Origin of the sequence: Sphingomonas fucosidasi (assembly GCF_036663855.1) — a bacterium.
In the GTDB taxonomy this organism is placed as follows: domain Bacteria; phylum Pseudomonadota; class Alphaproteobacteria; order Sphingomonadales; family Sphingomonadaceae; genus Sphingomonas; species Sphingomonas faeni_B.
In genome coordinates this window covers 171,924-193,468 of sequence record NZ_JAXOJR010000006.1, presented here as the reverse complement: position 1 = coordinate 193,468, position 21,545 = coordinate 171,924, and the positions used below count along the sequence as shown (strand labels likewise).

The window sequence follows — 21,545 nt, the reverse complement described above, 5'->3', positions numbered from 1 at the left end:
CGAACGCCCCACAGAGTCCGCCCGGTCGAGGCTGGCGCGCGTTGACCATCCCAGCCGACACGCTAGGCCGGGACCATGGCAAAACCCGACCGCCTCGCCCGCCTCGACGCCCAGCGCGAGGATCTCGAAACCGACTATCGCGCGACCTTGATCGCGGCACTGGAAAAGACCGCCGCCGGCGCGCTCGGGCTGTTCGACCGCACGCCGGACCGCCGCGTCCGCGCCGCGATCGCGCCGACGATCGACGCGCTCACCGAGATGGGCGACGACATCGCCGCGATGCGCGATCGCCTGATGATGGAGCCGTTCGCGCTCCACGCCGACTTCTTCGCCGCGCGCGGCCCGGTCAGCGCCAGCGCGGTCGGCGAACAGAAGGAAGCGCGGTTGTGGCTCGACCGGCTGACCGCCCCGTCATCCTGACGAAAGTCAGGACCCAGAGCCAAAGACGATAGCGCTCGTCACCCTGGGTCCTGACTTTCGTGAGGATGACGGGTGTGGGACGACGCTACCTCCAAACAGCCCGCGCCGACCCCTCGAACCGCCACCCGACATTGGTCCCCGCGAGGAACGGCACCACCGCCGTCTCCCCCGCCCCGATCGACGCCGGCACCTCGGCATCGCCGCGCACCAACGTCACCGTCCCTTCGTTCAACGGCAACCCGTAGAACCGCGCGCCATGCTCGGACGCGAACCCCTCGAACTTGTCGAGCGCGCCCTCCTCGTCGAACACCCGCGCGTAGGCCTCCAGCGCGAACGGCGCATTGAAGATCCCGGCGCACCCGCACCCGGACTCCTTCGCCCCGACGACATGCGGCGCGCTGTCGGTCCCGAGAAAGAACCGCGGCGACCCCGACACCGCCGCCGCGCGCACCGCGAGCCGATGCGTCTCGCGCTTCAGCACCGGCAGGCAGTAAGCGTGTGGCCTGAGCCCACCATCGAACAGCGCGTTGCGGTTGATCATCAGGTGCTGCGGCGTGATCGTCGCGCCGATCGGATGATCCGCCTCGGCCACGAACGCCGCCGCCTCCGCGGTCGTGATATGCTCCAGCACGATCTTCAGCCCCGGATAGTCGCGCACCAGCGGCGTCAGCACCCGCTCGACGAACACCGCCTCGCGGTCGAAGATGTCGATCGACTTGTCGGTCACCTCGCCGTGGATCAACAGCGGCATGCCGATCCGCTGCAACGTCTCGAGCACAGCCGTCAGCGCGCGGATATCGGTCACGCCGTGCGCCGAATTGGTCGTCGCATGCGCGGGGTACAGCTTGCACGCGGTGAACACGCCCTCGGCATAGCCACGCTCGAGCTCGGCCGGATCGGTGCCATCGGTGAGATAGCACGTCGTCAGCGGCGTGAAATTCGCACCCCCTCCTTCGCTACCATCCAACGCGGCCATGATCCGCCCGCGATACGCCTTTGCGGCGTCGATCGAGGTCACCGGCGGCGTCAGGTTGGGCATGATGATCGCGCGCGCGAACTGCCGCGCGGTATGCCCCGCCACCGCCTCCAGCATCGCGCCATCGCGCAGGTGGACATGCCAGTCATCGGGGCGGCGGATCGTGAGGCGCTCGGTCATGCCGCCCTCCTATCGGCGCACGCGCGGAGATGCCAGCCGCCCCCCGCGTCAAATCCAGCCGCGCTTGGAAATCGCCCCACGCGCACTAGGTGGTAAGGATGGACCAGCGCACCCCCACAACGACGCCCCCCACGATGCTGGCAGACCGCAGCGTGATCCGCGTCGCCGGCGAAGACGTTCGCGGCTTCCTGCAGGGGCTGGTCACCGCGGACACCGCGTTGCTTACCCCCGACACACCCGCCTGGGCCGCATTGTTGTCGCCGCAGGGCAAGGTGCTGTTCGACTTCATCCTCTGGGCGGACGGCGACGACGTCCTGATCGACGTCGAGGCCGCGCAAGCCGAAGCCCTCACGAAGCGCCTGACGCTCTACCGCCTGCGCCGCGCGATCACGCTCCAGCCCGACGACGCCAAGGTCCACTGGTCGCCCTCTGGAAACCAGGGCGTCCCCGACCCGCGTCTTGCAGACTTAGGCCAGCGCTGGCTTGGCCCAGCCGGCGAACCGGCAACCGGCTGGCACGCGCATCGCCTGTCGCTCGGCGTCACCGAAGGCCTCGCCGAACTCGGCAATGGCGAAACGCTGTGGCTCGAATGCAACGCGCGTGAGCTGAACGGCGTCAGCTTCACCAAGGGGTGCTATGTCGGCCAGGAAAACACCGCGCGCATGCACCACCGGTCGAAGGTCAACCGCCGCCTCGTCGTCGCCCCCTTCACCGAACCAAGTGCCCGCACCCGCGTCACCTACCCCGATCGCGGTCTGATGATCGAACACCGCCGCGTCGAGGCGCTCGGCGACGCGCTGATCCCCGACTGGCTCGCGGCCGCCTTGGCCGAAGGCGCCCCGACGACGGTATAACGCCTCACTTTGCGTCGCATGTGCCTGCAGGAAGATGCGTTCACGCGAAGGCGCAAAGCGGTCCTGAGCTTCGCCGAAGGGGCGCGAAGATCTTAGCCCCCGACGAAACTGCTCGACCGTCCACGATCGGACAATCGGCGCAGTCATTCTAAAAGGCCCGTGCAATAGCAGGCAACGCTGCCCCGCCCGAACCCTCTTCGCGCCTTTTGCGCCTTTGCGTGAACACATCGACGCTTCGCTGAGCACCGCCAGTCGATCAGGTCGGAAGTCAGAGAGTTTGTTCGCGCAGAGGCGCGGAGGCGCGGAGAGTTTCCGCTTGAGAATGTGGTGGCACGTCGGCCGATCAGGTTGCTGAAGGGCGAAGCCGATACTCGAAAGCGGCATTCGCGGACGCGCTCTCCCGGAACGATCAATCTCCGCGCCTCCGCGCCTCCGCGCCTCCGCGCGAAAAGAATCGACACCTACCAAATCCAAGAAACCCGCGGCTCAAACCCCGCTCGCGCAAAGCACAAAAGAAAAGGGAGGCCGGCTTGCGCCAACCTCCCCGATCTTCATTCCGTAACCGACCCGAGGGCCGATTGGCGAAAGTCTTACTGGCCCGAACCCGGACCGTAGGTGACTTCCACGCGACGGTTCTGCACTTCGCGAACGCCATCGGCGGTCTCGACGCGCGGACGGCTCTCGCCGAATGCTTCCGTCGAGATGACGCTGTCCGGGATGGCATGCGAAGACAGGTATGCCTTCACGCCATCTGCGCGGCGCTGCGACAGACCAACGTTGTACGAAGCCGAACCCGACTTGTCCGCGTGACCTGCGAGCATGACCTGTGCGTTGCCGCACGACTGGTACTGCGTGATCGCGTTGTCGAGGATCGACGCTGCCTCTGGCGTGATGTCCGACTTGTCCCATTCGAAGAACACGATGAACGGACCAGGCGAGCAGACCACTTCGACCGGCGCCGGCGGCGGCGGAGGAGGCGGGGGAGGCGGCGGCGGCGGCGGCGGCGGCGGCGGCGGAGCAGCAGGCTCGCCGAAGTTGTACGTCACACCACCAAGGATGCTGTGCGAACGGAAGCGACCGTCGAACACGCGGTTCGAAACGTCGACCAGCTTGACGTTCTCGGCGTTGAAGAAACGATACTTCAGCGTCGCGTCGATGTGATCGGTCAGCGGTGCACGGATACCGGCTAGGCCCTGATACGCGAACACGGTGTCCGAGTCGTTCAGGAAATCGCCGTTGTTGTTGAGTGCGTACTGCGCCTTGACGCGAGCAACACCAACACCACCGCCGATAAAGCCCTGGATGCCATCGTCCGGACCGAAGTCCAGAAGGCCGTTCAGCATGAAGCTGAGAGCCGACGACGAGCCACCGGCGTTGTCGTAGTTACCAGTGATCGCATTACCGCGTGCACCGGTCGGACCGAACACAGGCGTGGTCGTGGTCGACGAGTAGCCGTCCACGGTTGCCTTGCGGTAGCCGACTTCGGTTTCGAGGCGGAAACCGCCAAAGTCGTAGCCCATTACGGCGTCGACATCGTAACCATAGTCATGATCGACCGAACCGGCATTGTTCAATGCGCCGATATCATAGTCGATGTCTTCAACGATCATCGCACCGCCTTCGACGCCTACGTACCACGACTTATCGCGGGCGAGGGCGGGAGTGGCGAGTGCGGTGGAGGCGAGTGCCAGAACGACGGCAAGCTTCCGCATACTAATCCCCTTTCATGAGTGTCACACGGACATCGCAAACTCCCTATCCTCGGGGTTGTTTCCACGCAAGTTCACAAATGTTGGATGTGTTGCCGGAACGACACAGTTTTTGGGGTGTTTCAGCCGCCAATCAACCCGTGGCCGCGTAAACAGCCCAATATGGCGAAAATCGCGGTCCTGGTCTGCGCGTCGACGACGGTGCCGCCGGTGGGATCGGGAATCGCCGCCCGGCGCGGCCCGACAACGTCGACTCCGCCGATCGATACACGCGATCCGGCCAGCACGCCCAGCGTCCACGCCCCGCCGCCGAACCGCGCGACCTGCCCGTCGGTCACGCTCCACACCGCCATCCCGTCGCGCGGAGCCACGAACCGCCACCCGCCGCTCGTCCAGCCCGCGATCGCCTGCGCCTGCCCAGCCCAGCCGCCGGTCGGCGCGGCGCCGACGATCCACGCGTTCCCCGCCACCGGGTTCGCCGGCGGCGCTTCGGTTCCCACCGCCAGCACGCTCGCCTGTACCGCCAGGTCGAGCAGCGCGAGCGCCTCGTTATGCGTCGTTTCCTTCTGCGCCTGCCCAGGCTGCAACAATGGCAATGCCAGCAGCGGTGTGGTGTCGTCGCTCATCATTCGTTCCCCCGTTCGATTTTCAGGCCCGTTCGGTTTTTTCAGGCCCGTTCGATTTCAGGCCCGTTCGATTTCAGGCCGGTACGATCAATTCCGCCGCCAGCGACTCGCCGAACACGCCCCGCTGCCGGACCGCCACGCTGGCAGAGGCGGCACGCTCGGCTGCGGTCACCGCCACGAACGGGACGGCCATCTCGACCTCGCGTGCGGTTCCCCCGGCGGTGACAGTCACCCGGTATGCCTCGACCTCCTCGGACAGCGGCGCATCGACGCCGTTGATCCAGCGCCACCCCGCCCGGCTGCGCCGAGTCCACTTCACCGTCGCGCTCCCGTCCGCTTCGGCAAAGCAGCGCAGATGCACCGGCGATGGCGGCACCACCGACGCTCCCCGCATCACGCACCGCGTCTCGACCGGGGTGGCATCACCCACCCCCGAGGCCATCACGCGCACCTCACGCCCGAGCACCGACAGCGGCAGGTCGAACGTCCGCGCCGCCTCCGCTTGAAGCAGCACGAACCGATCCTCAGCGACCTGCAAGCCGATGGCAGCCTCGCTCCCCCGCCGCCCCCGAAGCAACCCGCTCAACCGCCACCGTGCGCCACCCAAAGGTTCCGCCCGCGCGAACTGGACGAGTTCATCGCCGACCAGCGCCAGGTTTACACCCCGATCGAGCGCCGCCGCATCCGCATCGCCCAGTTCCATGTCCGCATGCGCCAGGACGATCTCGAACACCCCCCGACGGTCGACCAGAGTCGCTGGCGCTCCCGACGCTACGACCGCGATCGTCCCCAGCACCGCAGGCGCAGCCGTCGCTCCGGCCGCCACCCAACTCACGCCATCGTCCACGCTGTAGAGCAGAGCCGCCTGCCGCCACGCCGCGCCCGCCCCTGCCGCCACCACCGTCATCCGTGGCGCGGTCAACGGCGTGTCCTCCAACCCGGGAACCTCGAACGCGCGCAGGATCGTCGTCCCGACCACCGCGTCCACCGCCCCCGAAACCCGTCCGCTCGTCGCGGTCGCCGGCAGCGACGCCGCCACCAGCGGCACCAGCCCCAGGGTCACCGTCCCCGCCACGCGCATCGTCCCGAACAGCTTCGGAATCTGCGCCCCGTAAGACGACGTCTGCACCGCCAGCTCGACCAGCCGCGGCCCCTCCTTCCGCGTGCCGAAGAGCGTATGATCCACCGACTGCCCGATCAGCGCGCCGATCGCGCCGCCAATCGGCCCGCCCACCGCCGTCCCCACCGCGGTCAATACCAAGGTCGCCATGTCACACCCCCACCCGCCAAACACAGGTCAAGGGCCAGGGCGGCATCCCGGGCCGCTCCACCACGCGCCGCAGACCCGCGTCCGCATGCACGAACCCGCCCGCCGTCCTGATCCCCAGATGAATCTGCCCCGGCCCCACCGCCATCAGCAGCACGTCGCCCGGCTCGGCCTCGGCGACCCGCACCAGCACCCGATCGAGCAAACCCCAATCGCCACCCCGCAGCGAATACCCGCTCGGAACCTCGCCAAGATAACCCCCGGCCCGCAAGGCCAGCGCGACCACCCCGACACAATCGAGCCCGTCCGCCCCCCGCCCATGCAACCGAAACCGCGTCCCAACCGCGGCCAGGGCAGCCTCCGCAATCCGGCTCAAGCCCCGGGATACCGGGTAAGCAGATCGATCCCCGGCAAAAACGGCTCCCCCCGAAAATTCACCGTATTCCCGAACCGCCCCGCACAGGTGGCGAGGCTCTTGTCGCACCCCTCGACGACCTCGACCAGCACCCCCGCCTCGACCACGAACGCCGGCACCGCGCGCAACGTAACCGCCACCCCGACACCCCGCGCCACAGCACTCTCCAACCCACAATTCGCACCCCCGAACCAGCGCAACAGCCCGCCCCCCAGTCCCTCCGCGCTGGAATCCAGCGTCACCACAGCCCCCAAGCAAGCGACCACCCGGGCAAACCGCCGCCGCCCCGCCATCGCCACCCGACACCGCCGATCCCCCAGCTCCGCGCGACATTCCGGCGACGTCTCCTCGACCACCGGCCGGTCCAGCGCCGCACTCGCCCCCCGCAATTCCGCGGTGAACCCGTCATCCCCCAGCTCGACCGCCCCGATCACGCCCTCACCCAACTCCACCCGAAAAGCCGGATCGGTCCAGTCCACCGCAAACAGCACCACCCGGGCGCCATCCCAGCGCCCCGCCAACAAATCCCGCTCCCCAATCGCGGCGCTCGTCAAAGCCCCCGCCACATCCATGGTATCCGCCTCCAGCCCATCGGCCCGCTGGATCGCCGACGGCGTCATCCCCGGCGCCGCCCGGTGCACCAGCCCGTCCACCACCAGATCCCGGTCATGCGCGGTCAAGCCGACCGCCACCCCATCCCGCCGCTCGATCCGCCAACACAGCGCGATTGTCGCCAGCTCAGCATCCAGAAACATGAGCCTCTCCTCTAAAATCCCTCTCCCTTCAGGGGAGAGGGAGGGGCCCGCGCGAAGCGTGGGAGGGTGAGGGCAAGCGTCGTCGGAGAGCACATGCCCTCACCCTCCCGTCGCAAGGGCTCCTCCTTCCCTCTCCCAACGGGAGAGGGTTATTCTCTGACATCGACCAGCGGCACACTCGCCGCCACCCCAGCCAGAAACGTAGCCCGCGCCACGCTCAACCGATCCTCGGCAAACCGCACCGGCACATCGAACGCAAACCCGGCCGTCACCACCGCCCCAAGAGCAGGCGCCACATCCAGCACCACCCACCCCCCAGCCTCGACGGAAAACGCCGCAGTCCCAACGCCCCCCACAGCCACCGAAACGCTCCCAGCAACCGGCCGAGTAATCCGCCGCGCCGCCGCCCCGTAAGACTTCACCAGGGCAAACCGCCGAACCACCCCATCGCCGACCCCAACAGCCTCCCCGACAGCGTCGAAGTCGAAAGGATCCCGCAACCGAAACCCCCGCGCCGCCCCCATCCGCGCCCGGAAGAACGCGAGCAGCACCCCGATATCCGCCTCGCTCCGAAGCCCCGGCCCGACATCATACGACGTCCGAGCCTCAGCCCACGCCGCGTTGCGCGCCTCCCGCCCGCCCGCGCTGGTCAGGATCGCGGTGGAGAACCCCGGCGCCACTTCCCCCGGCCACCCCCGCGACCCGGTCCGCATTCCGCGCCAGCAACCGCAGCGCCAAGTCGACGCTCGTTATGGTCGGCGTAACACCCAGCGACCCCATGATCACGCCATCGCCACCTCCGGCACCAGCGCCAGCCCCGCGCCCCGCACCGGGAACAACCGCATCCCCGCCACCGTCCGCCGCCCGAGCCGCCGCGTCCGCCCGCCGCCGCTCCGCCCCGAAGCCCTCGGTCTTCGCCTCGCCGCACGTCGCCGCCCGCGCCTGCTCGATCCCCGCCTCGATCGCGGGCGCCGGGTCGATCCCCTCCAGCGCCAGCGCCATCAGCGCCTGTTCGAGCCGCCCATAGCCCTCCGCCAGCGCCTCCTGCCACTGCGCCGCAAACACCGGATCGTGTCGCCGCACATAATAGGCGCCGCAATCGGTCATTCCCATCGCCGCCGCCGAAGCCCGCACGTTGCACGTCGCGCTCAGCATCGCGAAAAACCCCTCGCGTCGCGCCTTGGTCCACCCGTCCTTGCGCACCGCGGCGCACTGCACGACCCGACTATTCGCCGCCACCAACCGCACCATCCCCGCTCTCCCGATAGGACGCCAGAACGCGAAAAGGCCGGCGACACCCGAGGCTCCCACCCCGACCGTCCCGGCCTCTCTCCGCCCGAGCCACCAGCCCGACCCGCAATTCTTCAGCGTTCCTGTTATGTACCAGACGAGCGTGACGATGTCAAGCGCTTTAACCGATCTGGTTCGCAGCTCGAGTAATTGAGATTGACTGCGAGGGAGAGAAGATGATCCTGCCGGCTGTTCGTCAGCGTTCGCTCAACGTCGCCTAGCGGCTAGAGCAAGTCCCAAGCTGTCGTGAAATCCAGTTCGTTGATTAACTGGATCGGCGTACGCCAAGTGACCCCGCAGGCCTCACAGATGTTTGGGACTTTCTTATTCGCACCCTGCTTCTTCGAGTCCCAAGTCTCCGCAGTTACGACTACGCGATCGCTGTGCCCCATCGCTGCGGCAACGAGGAAGGGGTCCTGACCGATTTTGATAACGTCAGCATCGCTAAGGATGGCGCTATAATGACCAAGTACCGCCTGGACTTTGCCGAGGTCGCTCTCCTCGACAAGCAGCAGCGCCTTTTTATGCTTTTCCTCTTTGACCCACTCGGTTAGCGCATCGTTGCCGCCCTCGATTTCGCCGTAGATTTCGGACGGCATTTTAATCGACCCCGCTTCCGCATGATAGACGAGCCATCGCCAAAACTCGGGCACTCGGTGCAGCGCATACCAAGTTTTGTGAGAGTTGATGAGGGCGTTGGCGTCTAGCAGGTAGATCATCCGGCATTCATCCGCCTAGGCTCAGCAAGTAGCGGGTAAACATTCATCGGCTTGACCCCCAGCATCCTCGCGGCCCGGCTTGGAGTAAGCGATCCGTCAGCAATACCTCGCCGTGCTAGACTCAGCAGGGCGGAACCGAGGCGGTGTTGCCGAACGACGTACCAGCTTGGTCCAGGACGCCCCCGGCTACGCTCTCGGTTTTTATCCTTGGCTGCTAGCCACTCCGCACGAAATTGGTCGCGCAAACTTATCCAGCGCACTTCAGACACGCGCCCAGCAGCAAACAGTTGATATGCGATCATCGTCCGGCTGACGTTAATCCTGTCCGCTAACGCGTTAATGCCTTCAACTTCCACAGCATCACCGGATGCTGGCAAATCGTCAATTTCGGCAGGCGAAATGAGCGTCGCAGCGGCAGTATCGTTGCAAAGCCGTTCAACACCAGCGCTAGGCCGACCGCCGCTGACGCCGCCCGCGCCTAATAGGAGATGCGAGAGTTCGTGAAGCAGTGTGAACGACCACGCCGACTTTGCGTCCTGATCGTTGACGACAATAAAGGGCGCTATGGGATCGGCAACGGCAAAACCGCGGAAGACCTTCACGTCGATAGCGGTGGTGTGGTGCCCACAATCGCCGGCGAGTAGCACGAAAACGCCTCTCGCTTCCACGAGCCCGCGAAGATAGGTAAAGGCCTCCTCCGCCGTGCGGCATGCGCGAAATTCGGCTCTGCTAAATCCGATAGCCTCAACAATAGCCGCAGATAGGCGCTCGGGATCGCGCGTAGCTCTTTCCGAGCCCACGAGCGGCACCGGGACCACGTCTTCCTCTTCCTCTAGTGCATCCCGTGCGAGGGCCTGACGGGCCGTTACATCCCGCAGAAGAGTTGCCAACAGCACATTCGACGGATCGCTTTGGTCTGGAAGCGTGCGGAAATCCTGACCGATATCTGCAACGGCGGGTGGGGCCGACAAGTAGAAGGTTAGCAAAGGGCGATGGTACTGCTGCACCATGCGCTTCAACAGCGCCGCGGATAATTCTCCTTCGCCAGCCTCGATAGCAGCCAAGCGGTCGGCGGCCGCCACTCCACGTGCAGCGCCGAGACCAATCTTGCGCGCAGCCGAATCCAGGTCAAGACCCGCGGTCTCTCTCGCCCACTTCAAAATTACTGGGTTCACGTTCGGCACCGGGTTACAATGCACCGGGTGGAGTTAACGCGCTACCCTCAACAATTTTCGGCACCTTACCTTTTGCCAAGCCCCCCTCACCGAGTAGGTACAGGTTCCGCCCCCGAATAATCATAAAACCCGCGCTTCGTCTTCCGCCCGAACCACCCGGCCTCGACATACTTCACCAGCACCGGCGCCGGCCGGAACTTCGGATCGCCCGTCCCCTCGAACAGCACGCGCGTGATCTCCAGGCACGTATCCAGCCCGATGAAGTCCGCCAGCGTCAGCGGCCCCATCGGATGGTTCAGCCCGAGCTGGCACGCGAGGTCGATATCGCGCACGCTCGCCACGCCCTCGCCGAGCGCGAAGCACGCCTCGTTGATCATCGGCATCAGCACGCGGTTGACGATGAAACCCGGCGCGTCGTTCGCATGCACCACCTGCTTGCCGAGCTTTTCCGCGAACGCCTCGACCGCCGCCACCGTCGCGTCCGACGTCGCGAGGCCCCGTATCAGCTCGATCGGCCGCATCACCGGCACCGGATTGAAGAAATGCACCCCCATGAACCGCGCCGGATCGGGCGCCGCCTGTGCCAGCCGCGTGATCGGGATCGACGACGTGTTCGACGCCAGGATCGCATCCGGCTCCAGCACCTTGCCGACCTCGGTGAAGATCTGACGCTTCACCGCCTCGCGCTCGGTCGCCGCCTCGACCACGATCGCACAGTCGCCCATGTCCGCGACACTCGCGACCGGCTCGATCAGCGCCAGCGCTGCATCACGCGCCTCGCCCGCGATCTTCTCCTTCTCGACCAGCCGGCCGAGCGCCTTGGCGATCCCCGCCTTGCCCTTGGTCGCCGCCTCCAGCGACACATCCGCCAGCAGCACGCGGTACCCCGCCTGCGCCGACACCTGCGCGATCCCCGCGCCCATCTGGCCTGCACCAATCACACCGATCGTCTGCACATCTCTCTCCTAAAATCGTTGCCTCTCCCTAGCCGCTTTTCCCCGCGCTGCCAGCGCGCTAGGCTGCAAACATGCTGTGCAAACCGATCTTTTCCACCCTAGCGCCCCTCGTCATGCTCCCGCTGATGACGGCCTGTTCGCCAAGCCAGCCCACGCCGCAGCCCAAGGCCGACTCCGCGCCCCAGGCCAGCACCGAGCCCGCCCCCGTCGGGCCGACCGCACCCCAGCCGACCCCCACGACCGACACGCACGCGCCACCCAAGCCAGGCGCCACGAAGACCTTCACCGACTGGACCGTAGGCTGCGACAACGGCTTACGCTGCACGCTCGGCTCGCTCCTCCCCGACGCGAGCATCGGCGAGGATACGATCACGCTCAACCTGACCCGAGAGCCCGGCCCGGTCGCGAACGGCGGCGGCAAGGTCTCGCTGGCGATCGAGACCCGCAACGACCAGGCCGCCACCAAGCGCCCGCCCGCCAGCTTCGTGGTCGACGGCAAGCCCATAGCCCTGCGCAACGCAACCGCGCTCGTCGCCGCGGTCGCCAACGCCCAGTCGCTGAAGATCCTCGACGCGAACGGCGCCACGCTCGCCACCGTCTCGCTAAAGGGCGCCGCCGCCGCCCTCCGCTACATCGACGCCAAACAAGGTCGCGCCGGCAGCACCGACGCGATCGTCGCCAGGGGCCCCGCCCCCTCGCGCGCGCCAACGCCAGCCCTCCCCGTCATCGCCGCGGTCGCGCCATCGGGCACTGCGGCCAAGCTCACCCCCGCGCAGGTCGCGACGATGCGCAAACGCGGCACCTGCGATCTCGGCAACTTCCCCCCCGGCGCAGACCCGGAACTGTTCGCCCCCGAAGTCCACGCGCTGGGCGGCGGCAAGTCGCTCGCGATCCTCCCCTGCTCGACCGGCGCGTACAATCTGATCGGCGCGCTCTTCATCATCGACGGCGCCACGATCACCCCGGCCCAGACCGACGCCCCCTCCGGCTTCGAGGAGACCGGCGCCGACTCCGGCACGCGGGTGAAGAGCGTCGTGAACGGCGCTTTCAAGAACGGCATCCTGACCAGCTACGCCAAGGGCCGCGGACTCGGCGATTGCGGCGTGATTCAGAGTTTTGTCTGGGACGGCACCCGCCTGCGCCTGTCCGAACAATCCGAAATGGGCGAATGCCGCGGCAACATCGACTACATCACGACGTGGCGCGCCAAGGTGGTGCGCTAACCCCCGCCCCCGCCCCCGCCCCTCAGGGTGCTGGCCGCTCGACCTGAGCCTCGGCCAAATACACCCCGAACAGCCCCTCGGGGTCGGTCCACGCCGCCACCGGCGTCCACCCCCCCGACCGCAACAGGATCCGCGCATCCCGCTCGCCATATTTATGCGAGTTTTCCGTGTGGATCGTCTCACCCGCAGACATTTCGAAAGTCCGCCCATCCACGTTAAACGCAACGTCGCGCGTCGCCTCGAGATGCATCTCGACCCGCGCACGATCGTCGTTCCACACCGCCTTGTGCCGGAACGCGTCGACAGGGATATCGCCGCCCAGCTCCCGATTGATCCGCTCGAGCAAATTCAGGTTGAACGCCGCCGTCACGCCCTGCGCATCGTCATACGCCGGCACCAGCACGTCCTCGCTTTTGATCCGGTCCATCCCGATCAACAGCATCGCGCCGACGCCGAGCGACGCCCGCATCGCGCGCAACAGATCGACCGCCATCAACGGGATCATGTTGCCGATCGTCGATCCCGGAAAGAACCCCAGTTTCGGCGTATCCGCGATCGTCTTGGGCAAACTCAGCGGCCGCATGAAATCGGCCTCGAACGGCAACACCAGCAGGTCGGGGAACTGCTCGCCCAGCACCTTCGACGATTCGCGCAGAAAGTCGCCCGAGATGTCGATCGGCACGTACACCGACGGCGCGACCGCATCGAGCAGGATCGGCGTCTTGGTCGACGATCCCGACCCGAACTCGACCACAGCGCGACCCTCGCCGGCAATCTTCGCGACCTCCGGACACACGGTCTCCAGGATCGAGCGCTCGGTCCGCGTTGGGTAATATTCGGGCAGATCGGTGATCTTCTCGAACAATTCCGAACCGCGCCGGTCATAGAACCACCGCGCCGGGATCGCCCGCGGCACCCGCGCAAGCCCGTCCAGCACATCGGCGCGGAATTGCGGGTCGGCGAGCGTCTGCTGGCCGTCCTCGATCTCAGGCTTCAACATCAGATATCTTTCGCGAGGCGCACGCCGGTGAACTGCCACCGTTGGTGCGGATAGAAGAAATTGCGATAGCTCGCGCGCACGTGACCGCGCGGCGTCGCGCAGCTGCCGCCACGCAGGATGAACTGCGAACTCATGAACTTGCCGTTATATTCGCCGACCGCGCCGTCGACCTTCGCGAACTTCGGATAGGGGCGATACGCGCTGCCGGTCCATTCCCAGACATCGCCGAAGAACGCCGGACCGCCCGGCGAAGGCCGCGGTTCGACCGGACCCGCGACGTCCATCTGGTTACCACCGGAGGCGTCATACGAAGCCGCGACCGCCTCCCATTCGAATTCGGTCGGCAGTCGCGCCCCGGCCCAGCTCGCATACGCGTCCGCCTCGAAGAAGCTGACATGCGTCACCGGGGCGGCCGGATCGATCGCGCGGCGACCGTCGAGCCCGAACCGGGTCCAGCCGCTCCCAGACTCGCCATCGCGCTCTTCCCAATAGAGCGGCGCGACGATCCCTTCCGCCTTCACCCACGCCCAGCCATCGGCCAGCCAGTGCCGGGCATCGCGGTAACCACCATCGGCGATGAAGGCGGCCCATTCGCCATTGGTCACGGTCCGGTCGGCGATCGCGTGCGGCGACAGCAACGCAGCATGACGCGGCCCCTCGCAATCGAACGCGAACCCTTCGCCGTCATGGCCGATCTCGACGATCTCGCTGCCACGCTCGATCCAGCCGATCGGACCCGGCATCGCCACCGGAATTTTGCGCGCCGCCGGCCACATCGCCGGCTCGAGCGGGTTCTCCGAAAACATGTGGAGGATATCGGTCACCAGCAATTCCTGGTGTTGTTCCTCGTGATGACAGCCGAGCGCCACCAGCGCCTGCGCATCCTCGGACAAGGTCGGCAGCGCGTCGATCAGCGCCGCATCGACATGCGCGCGATACGCCCGCACTTCGTCGAGCGACGGCCGCGTCACCATCCCGCGCCGATCGCGCGCATGGCGACGCCCTTCGGCCTCGTAATAGCTGTTGAACAGGAACGGGAACCGCTCGTCGTGCAGCGCATAGCCTACGACATGATCGCGCAGGACGAACGTTTCGAAGAACCACGTCGTGTGCGCCATGTGCCATTTGGTCGGCGATGCGTCGGCCATCGACTGCACCGTCGCATCGGCATCCGAGAGGGGAGCGGCGAGTGCGAGCGTCAGATCGCGAACCGCGGCAAACCGCTGGGCTAGAGGGGAGGTCTCCGGCGCCGTGGCGCGATCGGGACGGACGGGACTCGGCATCGATCTCTCCTCAGTTCTACGTCGACCGATGCGACGTTGGAACGCGAGCGACGATACGCGCCTAGACGCGGGTAGCCCCCGGTCGCCATAGAACGTCGCCGGCCCCGTTTTGGTTCACCGCCCGCGACGCCACGAACAGGAAATCCGATAACCGGTTAACATACGCTAATGCGGCCGGATTAAGCCGCTGCGTCTCGCTCGCGCCGACTGCGGATCGCTCCGCCCGTCGGCTGATCGCCCGCGCCAGATGCAGCGCGGCGGCTTCGGCGGAGCCGCCCGGCAGGATGAAACTCCGCAACGGGGCGAGGTGCGCGTTCATCGCGTCGATCTCGCGCTCCAGCCGCTCGACCTGCGAGGGCACGATCCGCAACACCATCTCCGACGGCGTAAAATCGTCCGCGCCGGCTTCGTCCGCGCCCGCGGGCGTGGCCAGGTCCGCGCCGAGATCGAACAGGTCGTTCTGAATCCGCGTCAGCGCCGCCGCCATCGGCTGATCGCCGAGCGCGATCACCGCGAGGCCGATCGCCGAGTTCGCCTCGTCGACATCGCCGATCGCCTGCATCAGCGCGCTCGACTTCGACACGCGCGATCCGTCGACGAGACCGGTCGTGCCGTCGTCGCCGGTGCGCGTGTAAATCTTGTTCAGCTTGACCATGAATGTTCCAGATTAAAGCGCATCAAAGCCCCGTCGCCGTGCCAATAAACCCCGCCCCAGCGACCAAATCCCGCCGCCCTGGCAACCAAATCCCGTCACCCCAGCGAAAGCTGGGGTATCCCTCGTGGCTCGTGACATCCGCCAAACGGTGAGATCCCAGCATCCGCTGGGACGACGCAAGTTGCAGGCAAAATAGCCCAAAATGCAAAGCCGCTTACGTCCGCCCCGCCGCGAACAGGATCACGACGACGATCAGGATCGCCAGCGCCTGGAAGAAGATCCGCTGCTGCATCATCCGATTCGATTTCAGCGACGCGGTACTCGGCCCGTTCCCATCGCGCACCTGCGCGCTGCCCTCCTGCAGGAACGACACGACGCCCCGCACCAGAGCCACGACGGTCGCGATCATCGCCGCGATCAGGAGGATGACGAGGAATGTGTTCATGACCCGAATGTAAGCGCGCACCGGCGGGGTAGCAATGGCGTACCCGAAGCCGGAAAATGACCCATGTTGCCGATAAGCAATGTTGCGGACTGCCGCGTGGGTAGCGCACATGGCGCATGCTCTATCTTGCGCTCAAGGCCCTGATTTCCGGTATCCTGATTGCTGCCGCGTCGGAACTGGCGAAGCGCTATCCCGGTTTCGGTGCGCTCGTGGCGTCGCTGCCGTTGGTTTCGGTGCTCGGCATGATCTGGCTCTGGCACGACAAACCCGATCCGCGGACGATGGCCGCGCACGCCGGCGCGACCTTCTGGTACGTGCTGCCGTCGCTGCCGATGTTCCTGCTGATCCCCGCGCTGTTGCGACATGGTACGCCGTTCTGGGTGTCGCTGGTGGCGGGGTGCATACTGACGATCGCATTGTACGCAGCAATGACCTGGGCCGCACCGAGACTGGGGATCGAGCTGTAGCAGAACCAATCAAAACACCACCCCGGCGAAGGCCGGGGCCCAATTGGGAAAGCCGAGGTAACGGAGCGATGCGTTACGCCAGCAACGTCCCCCAACTGGGCCCCGGCCTTCGCCGGGGTAATGGCATTTTACGGGCGTCACACCTCCCTCGCCGTTTCCCCGCGAAGGCGGGGACCCAGTCTGGGCTCCCGCCTTCGCGGGAGAACAAGGAAGTGCAGGTCGCCAGCCGTTATAAGGCCGCCGTGACCGGAGGATATTCGCCCCACCTTAGCTCAGGTGCTCACCTGGAAGTCGCGAGCCGATCCCCACCTCGCAACCGAGCCGCCAGTCTCGCCCCATCCTCCCCCGCCGCCCGCATCTCCGCCAACGACAACGCCCCGTCCCGTTTCGCCAACCGCCGCCCCGCCGCGTCCACCACCAGCGGATGATGATGATACGAAGGCACCGGCAACCCCAGCAAAGCCTGCAACACCCGGTGCACGTCCGTCGCCGCGAACAAATCCACCCCGCGCACCACGTCCGTCACGCCCTGCGCGGCATCGTCCAGCGTTACCGCCAGATGATAGCTCGCCGGCGCATCCTTGCGCGCCAGCACCACATCCCCCTGCGCCAGAGGATCGGCCACCACCGTCCCAGCAATCGCATCATGCCACGCCAGCATGCCGGTCATCGCCACCGCCTTCGCCATATCGAGCCGCCAGCAATGCGCTAGATGCGCGCGTGCGGTCATCTCCTCGACAGTCAGATCCCGGCAGATCCCCGGATAGACCGGCGCAGCATCCCCCTGCGGTGCGGACGCACTCGCCGCGATCTCCGCCCGCGTACAGAAACACGGATAGACCAGCCCGCGCGCCTTCAACGCCTCCAGCGCAGCCTGATATTTCGCCAGCCGCTCCGACTGGAACACGAGCAAATCCCACCGCAACCCGAGCCACGCCACATCCTCGAGGATCCCCGCGACGAACTCGGGCCGGCTCCGCGTCCCGTCGATATCCTCGATCCGCAGCACGAACCGCCCGCCGCGCTCGCGCGCAAAATCATGCGCGCGGATCGCCGATGCCGCGTGGCCGAGATGCAACCGTCCGGTCGGGCTCGGCGCAAACCGCGTAATAACCGTCTCGCCGCTCACCGCGCTTGACCTGACGATACGCGCCGTGCTGTCATGTCCTTGTCATCGCTGTCGTCCATAGGGCGCTCTGCGAAGCCTGAGTGGGAGGAGCCGTGTTTCACCCCGACCTGATACGCCACCCGGATGGTTGTCCGGCGCTCGTGCTCAATGCCGATTATACGCCGCTTTCCTACTATCCGCTCAGCGTCTGGCCGTGGCAAACCGCGGTCAAGGCTGTTTTCCTCGATCGTGTCGACATCGTCGCCACCTATGAACGCGAAGTCCGCAGCGCCAATTTCGCGCTGAAACTGCCCTCGGTGATCGCGCTGAAGCAGTTCGTCCGACCGTCGCAATTTCCCGCCTTCACCCGGTTCAACCTGTTCCTGCGCGACAAGTTCACCTGCCAATATTGCGGCAAGCTGCGCGATCTCACCTTCGACCATGTCGTGCCGCGCGCGCAAGGCGGTCGTACCACGTGGGAGAACGTCGTCACCGCCTGCTCGCCCTGCAACCTCAAAAAGGGCGGGCGTACGCCGAAACAGGCGGCGATGCCGCTCCACCTCGAGCCGATCCGGCCGACCAACTGGCATCTGCAGGAACACGGCCGCAGCTTTCCGCCCAACTACCTGCACGACACATGGCACGACTGGCTGTATTGGGACGTTGAACTGGAAGCGTAACGGCTTTCGAGACGACGGGAGATACTATGCAGGTGAAACTGGTGGCGGCGCTCGCCGCGACGGGACTTTTCATGTCCGCATGCGGCGACAAGGACGAGCAGCGCGCACAGGCAGACGCCAACGCGGTAGGCTTCGTGCCCCCCTCGGTAACCTCGCGCCTGGACTTCGGCGCCAGCATGGAACGCCGTTTCCGCACGCTAGACCGCAACGCCGACGACCGCATAACCAAGGACGAACTCCCCGCACCGAACGCGCGCATCAAGGCGTTCGACCGTAACAAGGACGGCATCATCACCGCGATCGAGTGGAGCGAAGGCACGCTCGCCTGGTTCGACAGGATGGACCTCAACCGCGACGGCACGGTGACGTCCGAAGAACGCGCGGAATCGCGTAAGCGCTGAACCCAAACACCCGTCACCCCAGCGAACGCTGGGGTATCTGTCGGGGTTCGCGGCACCTGCCACACGCGGAGATCCCAGCTTTCGCTGGGATGACGGAGTGGGGTTAGGATGGCGGAGTATCTGGGAGAAACTTAAGGCCGACGCCCAAGGCACCCATAGACAATAATATTACGTATCGCCCGTGCAATGCATTCGATTTCACGCCTCAAGCCTTCCATTCCCGGTTGACCTGAACTCTGCCGCAGCGCAGCAGGGGATCATGGCTAGCCTCCCCGCAATCGCGAACAATTCCGACATCCGCTTCCTCGGCAAACTGCTCGGCGACGTCATCCGCGCCTATGGCGGCGAGCGTCTGTTCGAGGCCACTGAGACGATCCGCAAGGCGTCTGTCGAGCGCCACCGCGACGCCTCCGAAGGCAAGCCCGGCGACGATCGCGCGGTCGATCTCAGCCTCGAAAAGCTCAGCCTCGATGAGACGCTCGATTTCGTCCGCGGCTTCATGCTGTTCTCGATGCTCGCCAACCTCGCCGAGGACCGCCAGGGCATCGCCGCAGAAGACGGCGCCGACCTCGCCTCCGCGATCGCCCAGCTCGAATCCGAAGGCATCGACCGCACCCAGATCCGCAAGCTGCTCGACCACGCGCTGATCGCCCCCGTTCTCACCGCGCACCCGACCGAAGTCCGGCGGAAAAGCATGATCGACCACCGCAACCGCATCGCCGAGCTGATGGCGTTGCGCGATCTCGGCCGCGACACCACGCCGGATGGCGACAGCGTCGACGACGCGATCCTCCGCCAGATCGCTTTGCTCTGGCAAACCCGCGTCCTCCGACGCGACCGCCTCTACGTCACCGACGAGGTCGACAATGCGCTCAGCTATCTGCGCGATGTGTTCCTCCCCGCGCTCCCCGCACTCTACCAGCGCTGGGACCGCGCACTCGGCGAACGCACGCCTAGCTTCCTGCGCCCCGGCAGCTGGATCGGCGGCGACCGCGACGGCAATCCCTATGTCACCGCCGATTCGCTCAAGACCGCGCTGTCGAAGGCGAGCGAAGCCGTGCTCGGCTATTATTGCGACGCGGTGCACGCGCTCGGCGCCGAGCTCTCGATCTCCACCGAACACGCCCCCGCCGACGCCGCGGTGCAGGCGCTCGCCGACGCCAGCGGCGACGATGCCGCCAGCCGCAGCGACGAGCCCTATCGCCGCGCGCTCTCCGGCATCTACGCCCGCCTGTCCGCTACACACGACGCGCTCACCGGCAAGCACGCCCCGCGCCCCGGTCGCCTAACCGGCGAACCCTATGCGAGCCCCGCCGACTTCCGTGCCGACCTCGTCACGCTCGCACACGGCCTCGGCATCGCGCTGAAGACCGGCGGCGCACTCGGCCGGCTGATCCGCGCGGTCGAGACGTTCGGCTTCCACCTCGCCACATTGGACCTCCGCCAGAACAGCGCCGTCCACGAACGCGTAGTCGCCGAACTGCTGAACGTGGCCGGCGTCGAAGCAGACTATATGTCGTTCGACGAAGACCAACGCGTCGACCTCCTCAGGCGCGAACTGGCCAACGCCCGCCCGCTCACCTCGCGCTTCGCCGACTACACCGACGAGACCGCAGGCGAACTGGCGATCGTCCAGGCCGCCGCCGACGCGCATGCTGCCTATGGCCCCGCGTGCATCACCAACTACATCGTCTCGATGGCGCAGTCGGTCAGCGACCTGCTCGAGGTGAACCTGCTCCTGAAGGAAGTCGGCCTCTACCGTCCCGGAGACACGCCGACCGCCGCGATAATGGCGGTGCCCCTGTTCGAGACGATCGGCGATCTCGAAGCCGCCCCCGGCGTCATGTCCGCCTGGTTCGCGCTCCCCGAGATCGCCACCATTTCCAAGGCGCGCGGCCATCAGGAAGTGATGATCGGCTATTCCGACAGCAACAAGGACGGCGGGTATCTCACCTCCACCTGGCAGCTATCAAAAGCCTCGACCGCATTGAAACCCGTGTTCGCCGCGGCGGGCGTCGGCATGCAGCTGTTCCACGGTCGCGGCGGCGCGGTAGGACGCGGCGGCGGTTCGGCCTTCCGTGCTATCCGCGCGCAGCCCCCGGGCACCGTGCAGGGCCGCATCCGCATCACCGAGCAGGGCGAAGTCATCGCCGCCAAATACGGCACGCGCGATGCCGCGATGACCAACCTCGAGGCGATCGCGTCGGCCACGCTGCTCGCCAGCCTCGAGCCCGAACGCCTCTCCAACGCCGACAACGCCAGCTTCTCCGCGGCAATGGACACGCTCAGCGACACCGCGTTCCACAGCTACCGCGACCTCGTCTACGGTACGGAAGGCTTCCGCACCTTCTTCCGCCAGATGACCCCGATCGCCGAGATTGCCGGCCTCAAGATCGGCAGCCGCCCCGCCAGCCGCACCAAGTCCGACCGCATCGAAGACCTCCGCGCCATCCCCTGGGTGTTCAGCTGGGCGCAGGCGCGCGTCATGCTCCCCGGCTGGTACGGCGTCGGCCGCGCGATCGCCGATTTCGAGGACAAGGCGCTGCTGAAGGACATGGCGCAAGGCTGGCCCCTCTTCGCCTCCGCCCTGGCGAACCTGGAAATGGTCCTCGCCAAGTCCGACATCGGCATCGCCGAACGCTATGCGGGTCTGGTCGAGGACGACAAGCTCCGCGAGATCTTCACCACGATCCGCGACGGCTGGCACCAGACTCACGACGGGCTTTTGCAGGTAACAGGCCAGTCCCGCCTCCTGGAAAAGCACCCCGCCCTAGACGCCTCGATCCGCCTCCGCCTGCCCTATATCGAGCCGCTGAACCTCCTCCAGATCGAACTGATAAAACGCCGCCGAGCAGGCGAGGACGACCCGAGGATCGGCGAAGGCATCCTCCTCTCGATCAACGCCATCGCCACCGCCCTAAGAAACAGCGGCTAATCCTCC

The 21,545-nt window shown here is 66.3% G+C and carries 22 protein-coding genes and 2 pseudogenes; 7 read left to right on the top strand and 17 right to left on the bottom strand.

All coding sequences use genetic code 11. The annotated features are described in order from the left end of the window. The first annotated feature begins 75 nt into the window (after positions 1 to 75). Positions 76 to 420, top strand: a complete 345-nt coding sequence (locus tag U1737_RS12525) for a hypothetical protein (RefSeq protein ID WP_332796999.1) — start codon at positions 76 to 78, stop codon at positions 418 to 420. An 85-nt stretch (positions 421 to 505) separates the two neighbouring features. Here the strand turns inward: U1737_RS12525 and pyrC are convergent, their stop codons facing one another. Next, positions 506 to 1,576, bottom strand: coding sequence for a dihydroorotase (gene pyrC / locus U1737_RS12520; protein WP_332796998.1), 1,071 nt, complete (start codon positions 1,574 to 1,576; stop codon positions 506 to 508). 98 nt (positions 1,577 to 1,674) lie between these two features. Between pyrC and ygfZ the strand changes: the two genes are divergently transcribed. Continuing rightward, a complete protein-coding gene (gene ygfZ / locus U1737_RS12515) occupies positions 1,675 to 2,430 on the top strand; it encodes a CAF17-like 4Fe-4S cluster assembly/insertion protein YgfZ (RefSeq protein WP_332796997.1) in 756 nt (251 codons plus the stop codon). Positions 2,431 to 3,020: 590 nt separating this feature from the next. Here ygfZ and U1737_RS12510 read toward each other — a convergent pair. The 11 genes and pseudogenes from U1737_RS12510 to U1737_RS12465 all read right to left on the bottom strand — a co-directional run bounded on the left by U1737_RS12510 (position 3,021) and on the right by U1737_RS12465 (position 11,342). Then, the gene (locus tag U1737_RS12510) at positions 3,021 to 4,142 is read right to left on the bottom strand and encodes an OmpA family protein (RefSeq protein ID WP_248523775.1); all 1,122 of its coding nucleotides are present in this window, start codon (positions 4,140 to 4,142) and stop codon (positions 3,021 to 3,023) included. 119 nt (positions 4,143 to 4,261) lie between these two features. After that, positions 4,262 to 4,765: a DUF2793 domain-containing protein gene (locus tag U1737_RS12505; protein WP_332796996.1), complete on the bottom strand. Its 504-nt coding sequence runs from the start codon at positions 4,763 to 4,765 to the stop codon at positions 4,262 to 4,264. Positions 4,766 to 4,838: 73 nt separating this feature from the next. Continuing rightward, positions 4,839 to 5,672 carry a GTA baseplate fiber-binding domain-containing protein gene (locus U1737_RS12500; RefSeq protein WP_443027126.1) on the bottom strand — a complete coding sequence of 278 codons (834 nt, stop codon included), beginning with the start codon at positions 5,670 to 5,672 and terminating at the stop codon, positions 4,839 to 4,841. Positions 5,673 to 5,825: 153 nt separating this feature from the next. Next, positions 5,826 to 6,035, bottom strand: a pseudogene (locus tag U1737_RS20750) (hypothetical protein); the annotation flags it as partial. A 1-nt stretch (position 6,036) separates the two neighbouring features. Beyond that, positions 6,037 to 6,318: a hypothetical protein gene (locus U1737_RS12495; RefSeq protein WP_332796994.1), complete on the bottom strand. Its 282-nt coding sequence runs from the start codon at positions 6,316 to 6,318 to the stop codon at positions 6,037 to 6,039. 86 nt (positions 6,319 to 6,404) lie between these two features. Beyond that, positions 6,405 to 7,202, bottom strand: coding sequence for a phage/gene transfer agent baseplate hub protein (locus U1737_RS12490; protein WP_248523767.1), 798 nt, complete (start codon positions 7,200 to 7,202; stop codon positions 6,405 to 6,407). Between the two features lie 149 nt (positions 7,203 to 7,351). Continuing rightward, a pseudogene (locus U1737_RS12485) lies at positions 7,352 to 7,897 on the bottom strand (DUF2460 domain-containing protein); the annotation flags it as partial. Then, entirely contained in the window at positions 7,809 to 8,453 is a 645-nt protein-coding gene (locus U1737_RS12480) for a hypothetical protein (protein ID WP_332796993.1), read from the bottom strand. The gene U1737_RS12480 and the pseudogene U1737_RS12485, both read right to left, overlap by 89 nt. Before the next feature lie 263 nt (positions 8,454 to 8,716). Continuing rightward, positions 8,717 to 9,211 carry a DUF4411 family protein gene (locus U1737_RS12475; RefSeq protein WP_332796992.1) on the bottom strand — a complete coding sequence of 165 codons (495 nt, stop codon included), beginning with the start codon at positions 9,209 to 9,211 and terminating at the stop codon, positions 8,717 to 8,719. Then, positions 9,208 to 10,386 (bottom strand): helix-turn-helix domain-containing protein, encoded by a 1,179-nt coding sequence (locus U1737_RS12470; protein WP_332796991.1) that lies wholly within the window; start codon positions 10,384 to 10,386, stop codon positions 9,208 to 9,210. Before U1737_RS12470 ends, U1737_RS12475 begins: the two co-directional genes overlap by 4 nt. Before the next feature lie 86 nt (positions 10,387 to 10,472). Next, a complete protein-coding gene (locus tag U1737_RS12465) occupies positions 10,473 to 11,342 on the bottom strand; it encodes a 3-hydroxyacyl-CoA dehydrogenase NAD-binding domain-containing protein (protein ID WP_332796990.1) in 870 nt (289 codons plus the stop codon). 71 nt (positions 11,343 to 11,413) lie between these two features. Here U1737_RS12465 and U1737_RS12460 point away from each other — a divergent pair, with 71 nt between their 5' ends. Beyond that, positions 11,414 to 12,565, top strand: a complete 1,152-nt coding sequence (locus tag U1737_RS12460; RefSeq protein WP_332796989.1) for a DUF1176 domain-containing protein — start codon at positions 11,414 to 11,416, stop codon at positions 12,563 to 12,565. 22 nt (positions 12,566 to 12,587) lie between these two features. Here the strand turns inward: U1737_RS12460 and egtD are convergent, their stop codons facing one another. From egtD to U1737_RS12440, 4 genes are all read right to left on the bottom strand, one after another. Continuing rightward, positions 12,588 to 13,565 (bottom strand): L-histidine N(alpha)-methyltransferase, encoded by a 978-nt coding sequence (gene egtD / locus U1737_RS12455; protein WP_332796988.1) that lies wholly within the window; start codon positions 13,563 to 13,565, stop codon positions 12,588 to 12,590. After that, the gene (gene egtB, locus U1737_RS12450) at positions 13,565 to 14,848 is read right to left on the bottom strand and encodes an ergothioneine biosynthesis protein EgtB (protein WP_332796987.1); all 1,284 of its coding nucleotides are present in this window, start codon (positions 14,846 to 14,848) and stop codon (positions 13,565 to 13,567) included. Before egtB ends, egtD begins: the two co-directional genes overlap by 1 nt. A 61-nt stretch (positions 14,849 to 14,909) precedes the next feature. Further along, a complete protein-coding gene (locus tag U1737_RS12445; RefSeq protein WP_248523736.1) occupies positions 14,910 to 15,503 on the bottom strand; it encodes a cob(I)yrinic acid a,c-diamide adenosyltransferase in 594 nt (197 codons plus the stop codon). 214 nt (positions 15,504 to 15,717) lie between these two features. Further along, positions 15,718 to 15,948, bottom strand: coding sequence for a twin transmembrane helix small protein (locus tag U1737_RS12440; RefSeq protein WP_332796986.1), 231 nt, complete (start codon positions 15,946 to 15,948; stop codon positions 15,718 to 15,720). Positions 15,949 to 16,064: 116 nt separating this feature from the next. Here U1737_RS12440 and U1737_RS12435 point away from each other — a divergent pair, with 116 nt between their 5' ends. Further along, complete coding sequence (locus tag U1737_RS12435) at positions 16,065 to 16,415, top strand: DUF3147 family protein (RefSeq protein ID WP_332796985.1); 351 nt, start codon at positions 16,065 to 16,067, stop codon at positions 16,413 to 16,415. Positions 16,416 to 16,695: 280 nt separating this feature from the next. Here U1737_RS12435 and gluQRS read toward each other — a convergent pair whose 3' ends face one another. Beyond that, complete coding sequence (gene gluQRS / locus U1737_RS12430) at positions 16,696 to 17,544, bottom strand: tRNA glutamyl-Q(34) synthetase GluQRS (RefSeq protein ID WP_332796984.1); 849 nt, start codon at positions 17,542 to 17,544, stop codon at positions 16,696 to 16,698. A gap of 92 nt (positions 17,545 to 17,636) precedes the next feature. Here gluQRS and U1737_RS12425 point away from each other — a divergent pair, with 92 nt between their 5' ends. The 3 genes from U1737_RS12425 (at position 17,637) to ppc (ending at position 21,539) form a co-directional block, all read left to right on the top strand. Then, entirely contained in the window at positions 17,637 to 18,203 is a 567-nt protein-coding gene (locus tag U1737_RS12425; protein ID WP_187502579.1) for an HNH endonuclease, read from the top strand. Positions 18,204 to 18,229: 26 nt separating this feature from the next. Further along, positions 18,230 to 18,604, top strand: a complete 375-nt coding sequence (locus U1737_RS12420; RefSeq protein WP_248523728.1) for an EF-hand domain-containing protein — start codon at positions 18,230 to 18,232, stop codon at positions 18,602 to 18,604. A gap of 259 nt (positions 18,605 to 18,863) precedes the next feature. After that, positions 18,864 to 21,539 (top strand): phosphoenolpyruvate carboxylase, encoded by a 2,676-nt coding sequence (gene ppc / locus U1737_RS12415; RefSeq protein WP_332796983.1) that lies wholly within the window; start codon positions 18,864 to 18,866, stop codon positions 21,537 to 21,539. The last annotated feature ends 6 nt before the right edge of the window (positions 21,540 to 21,545 follow it).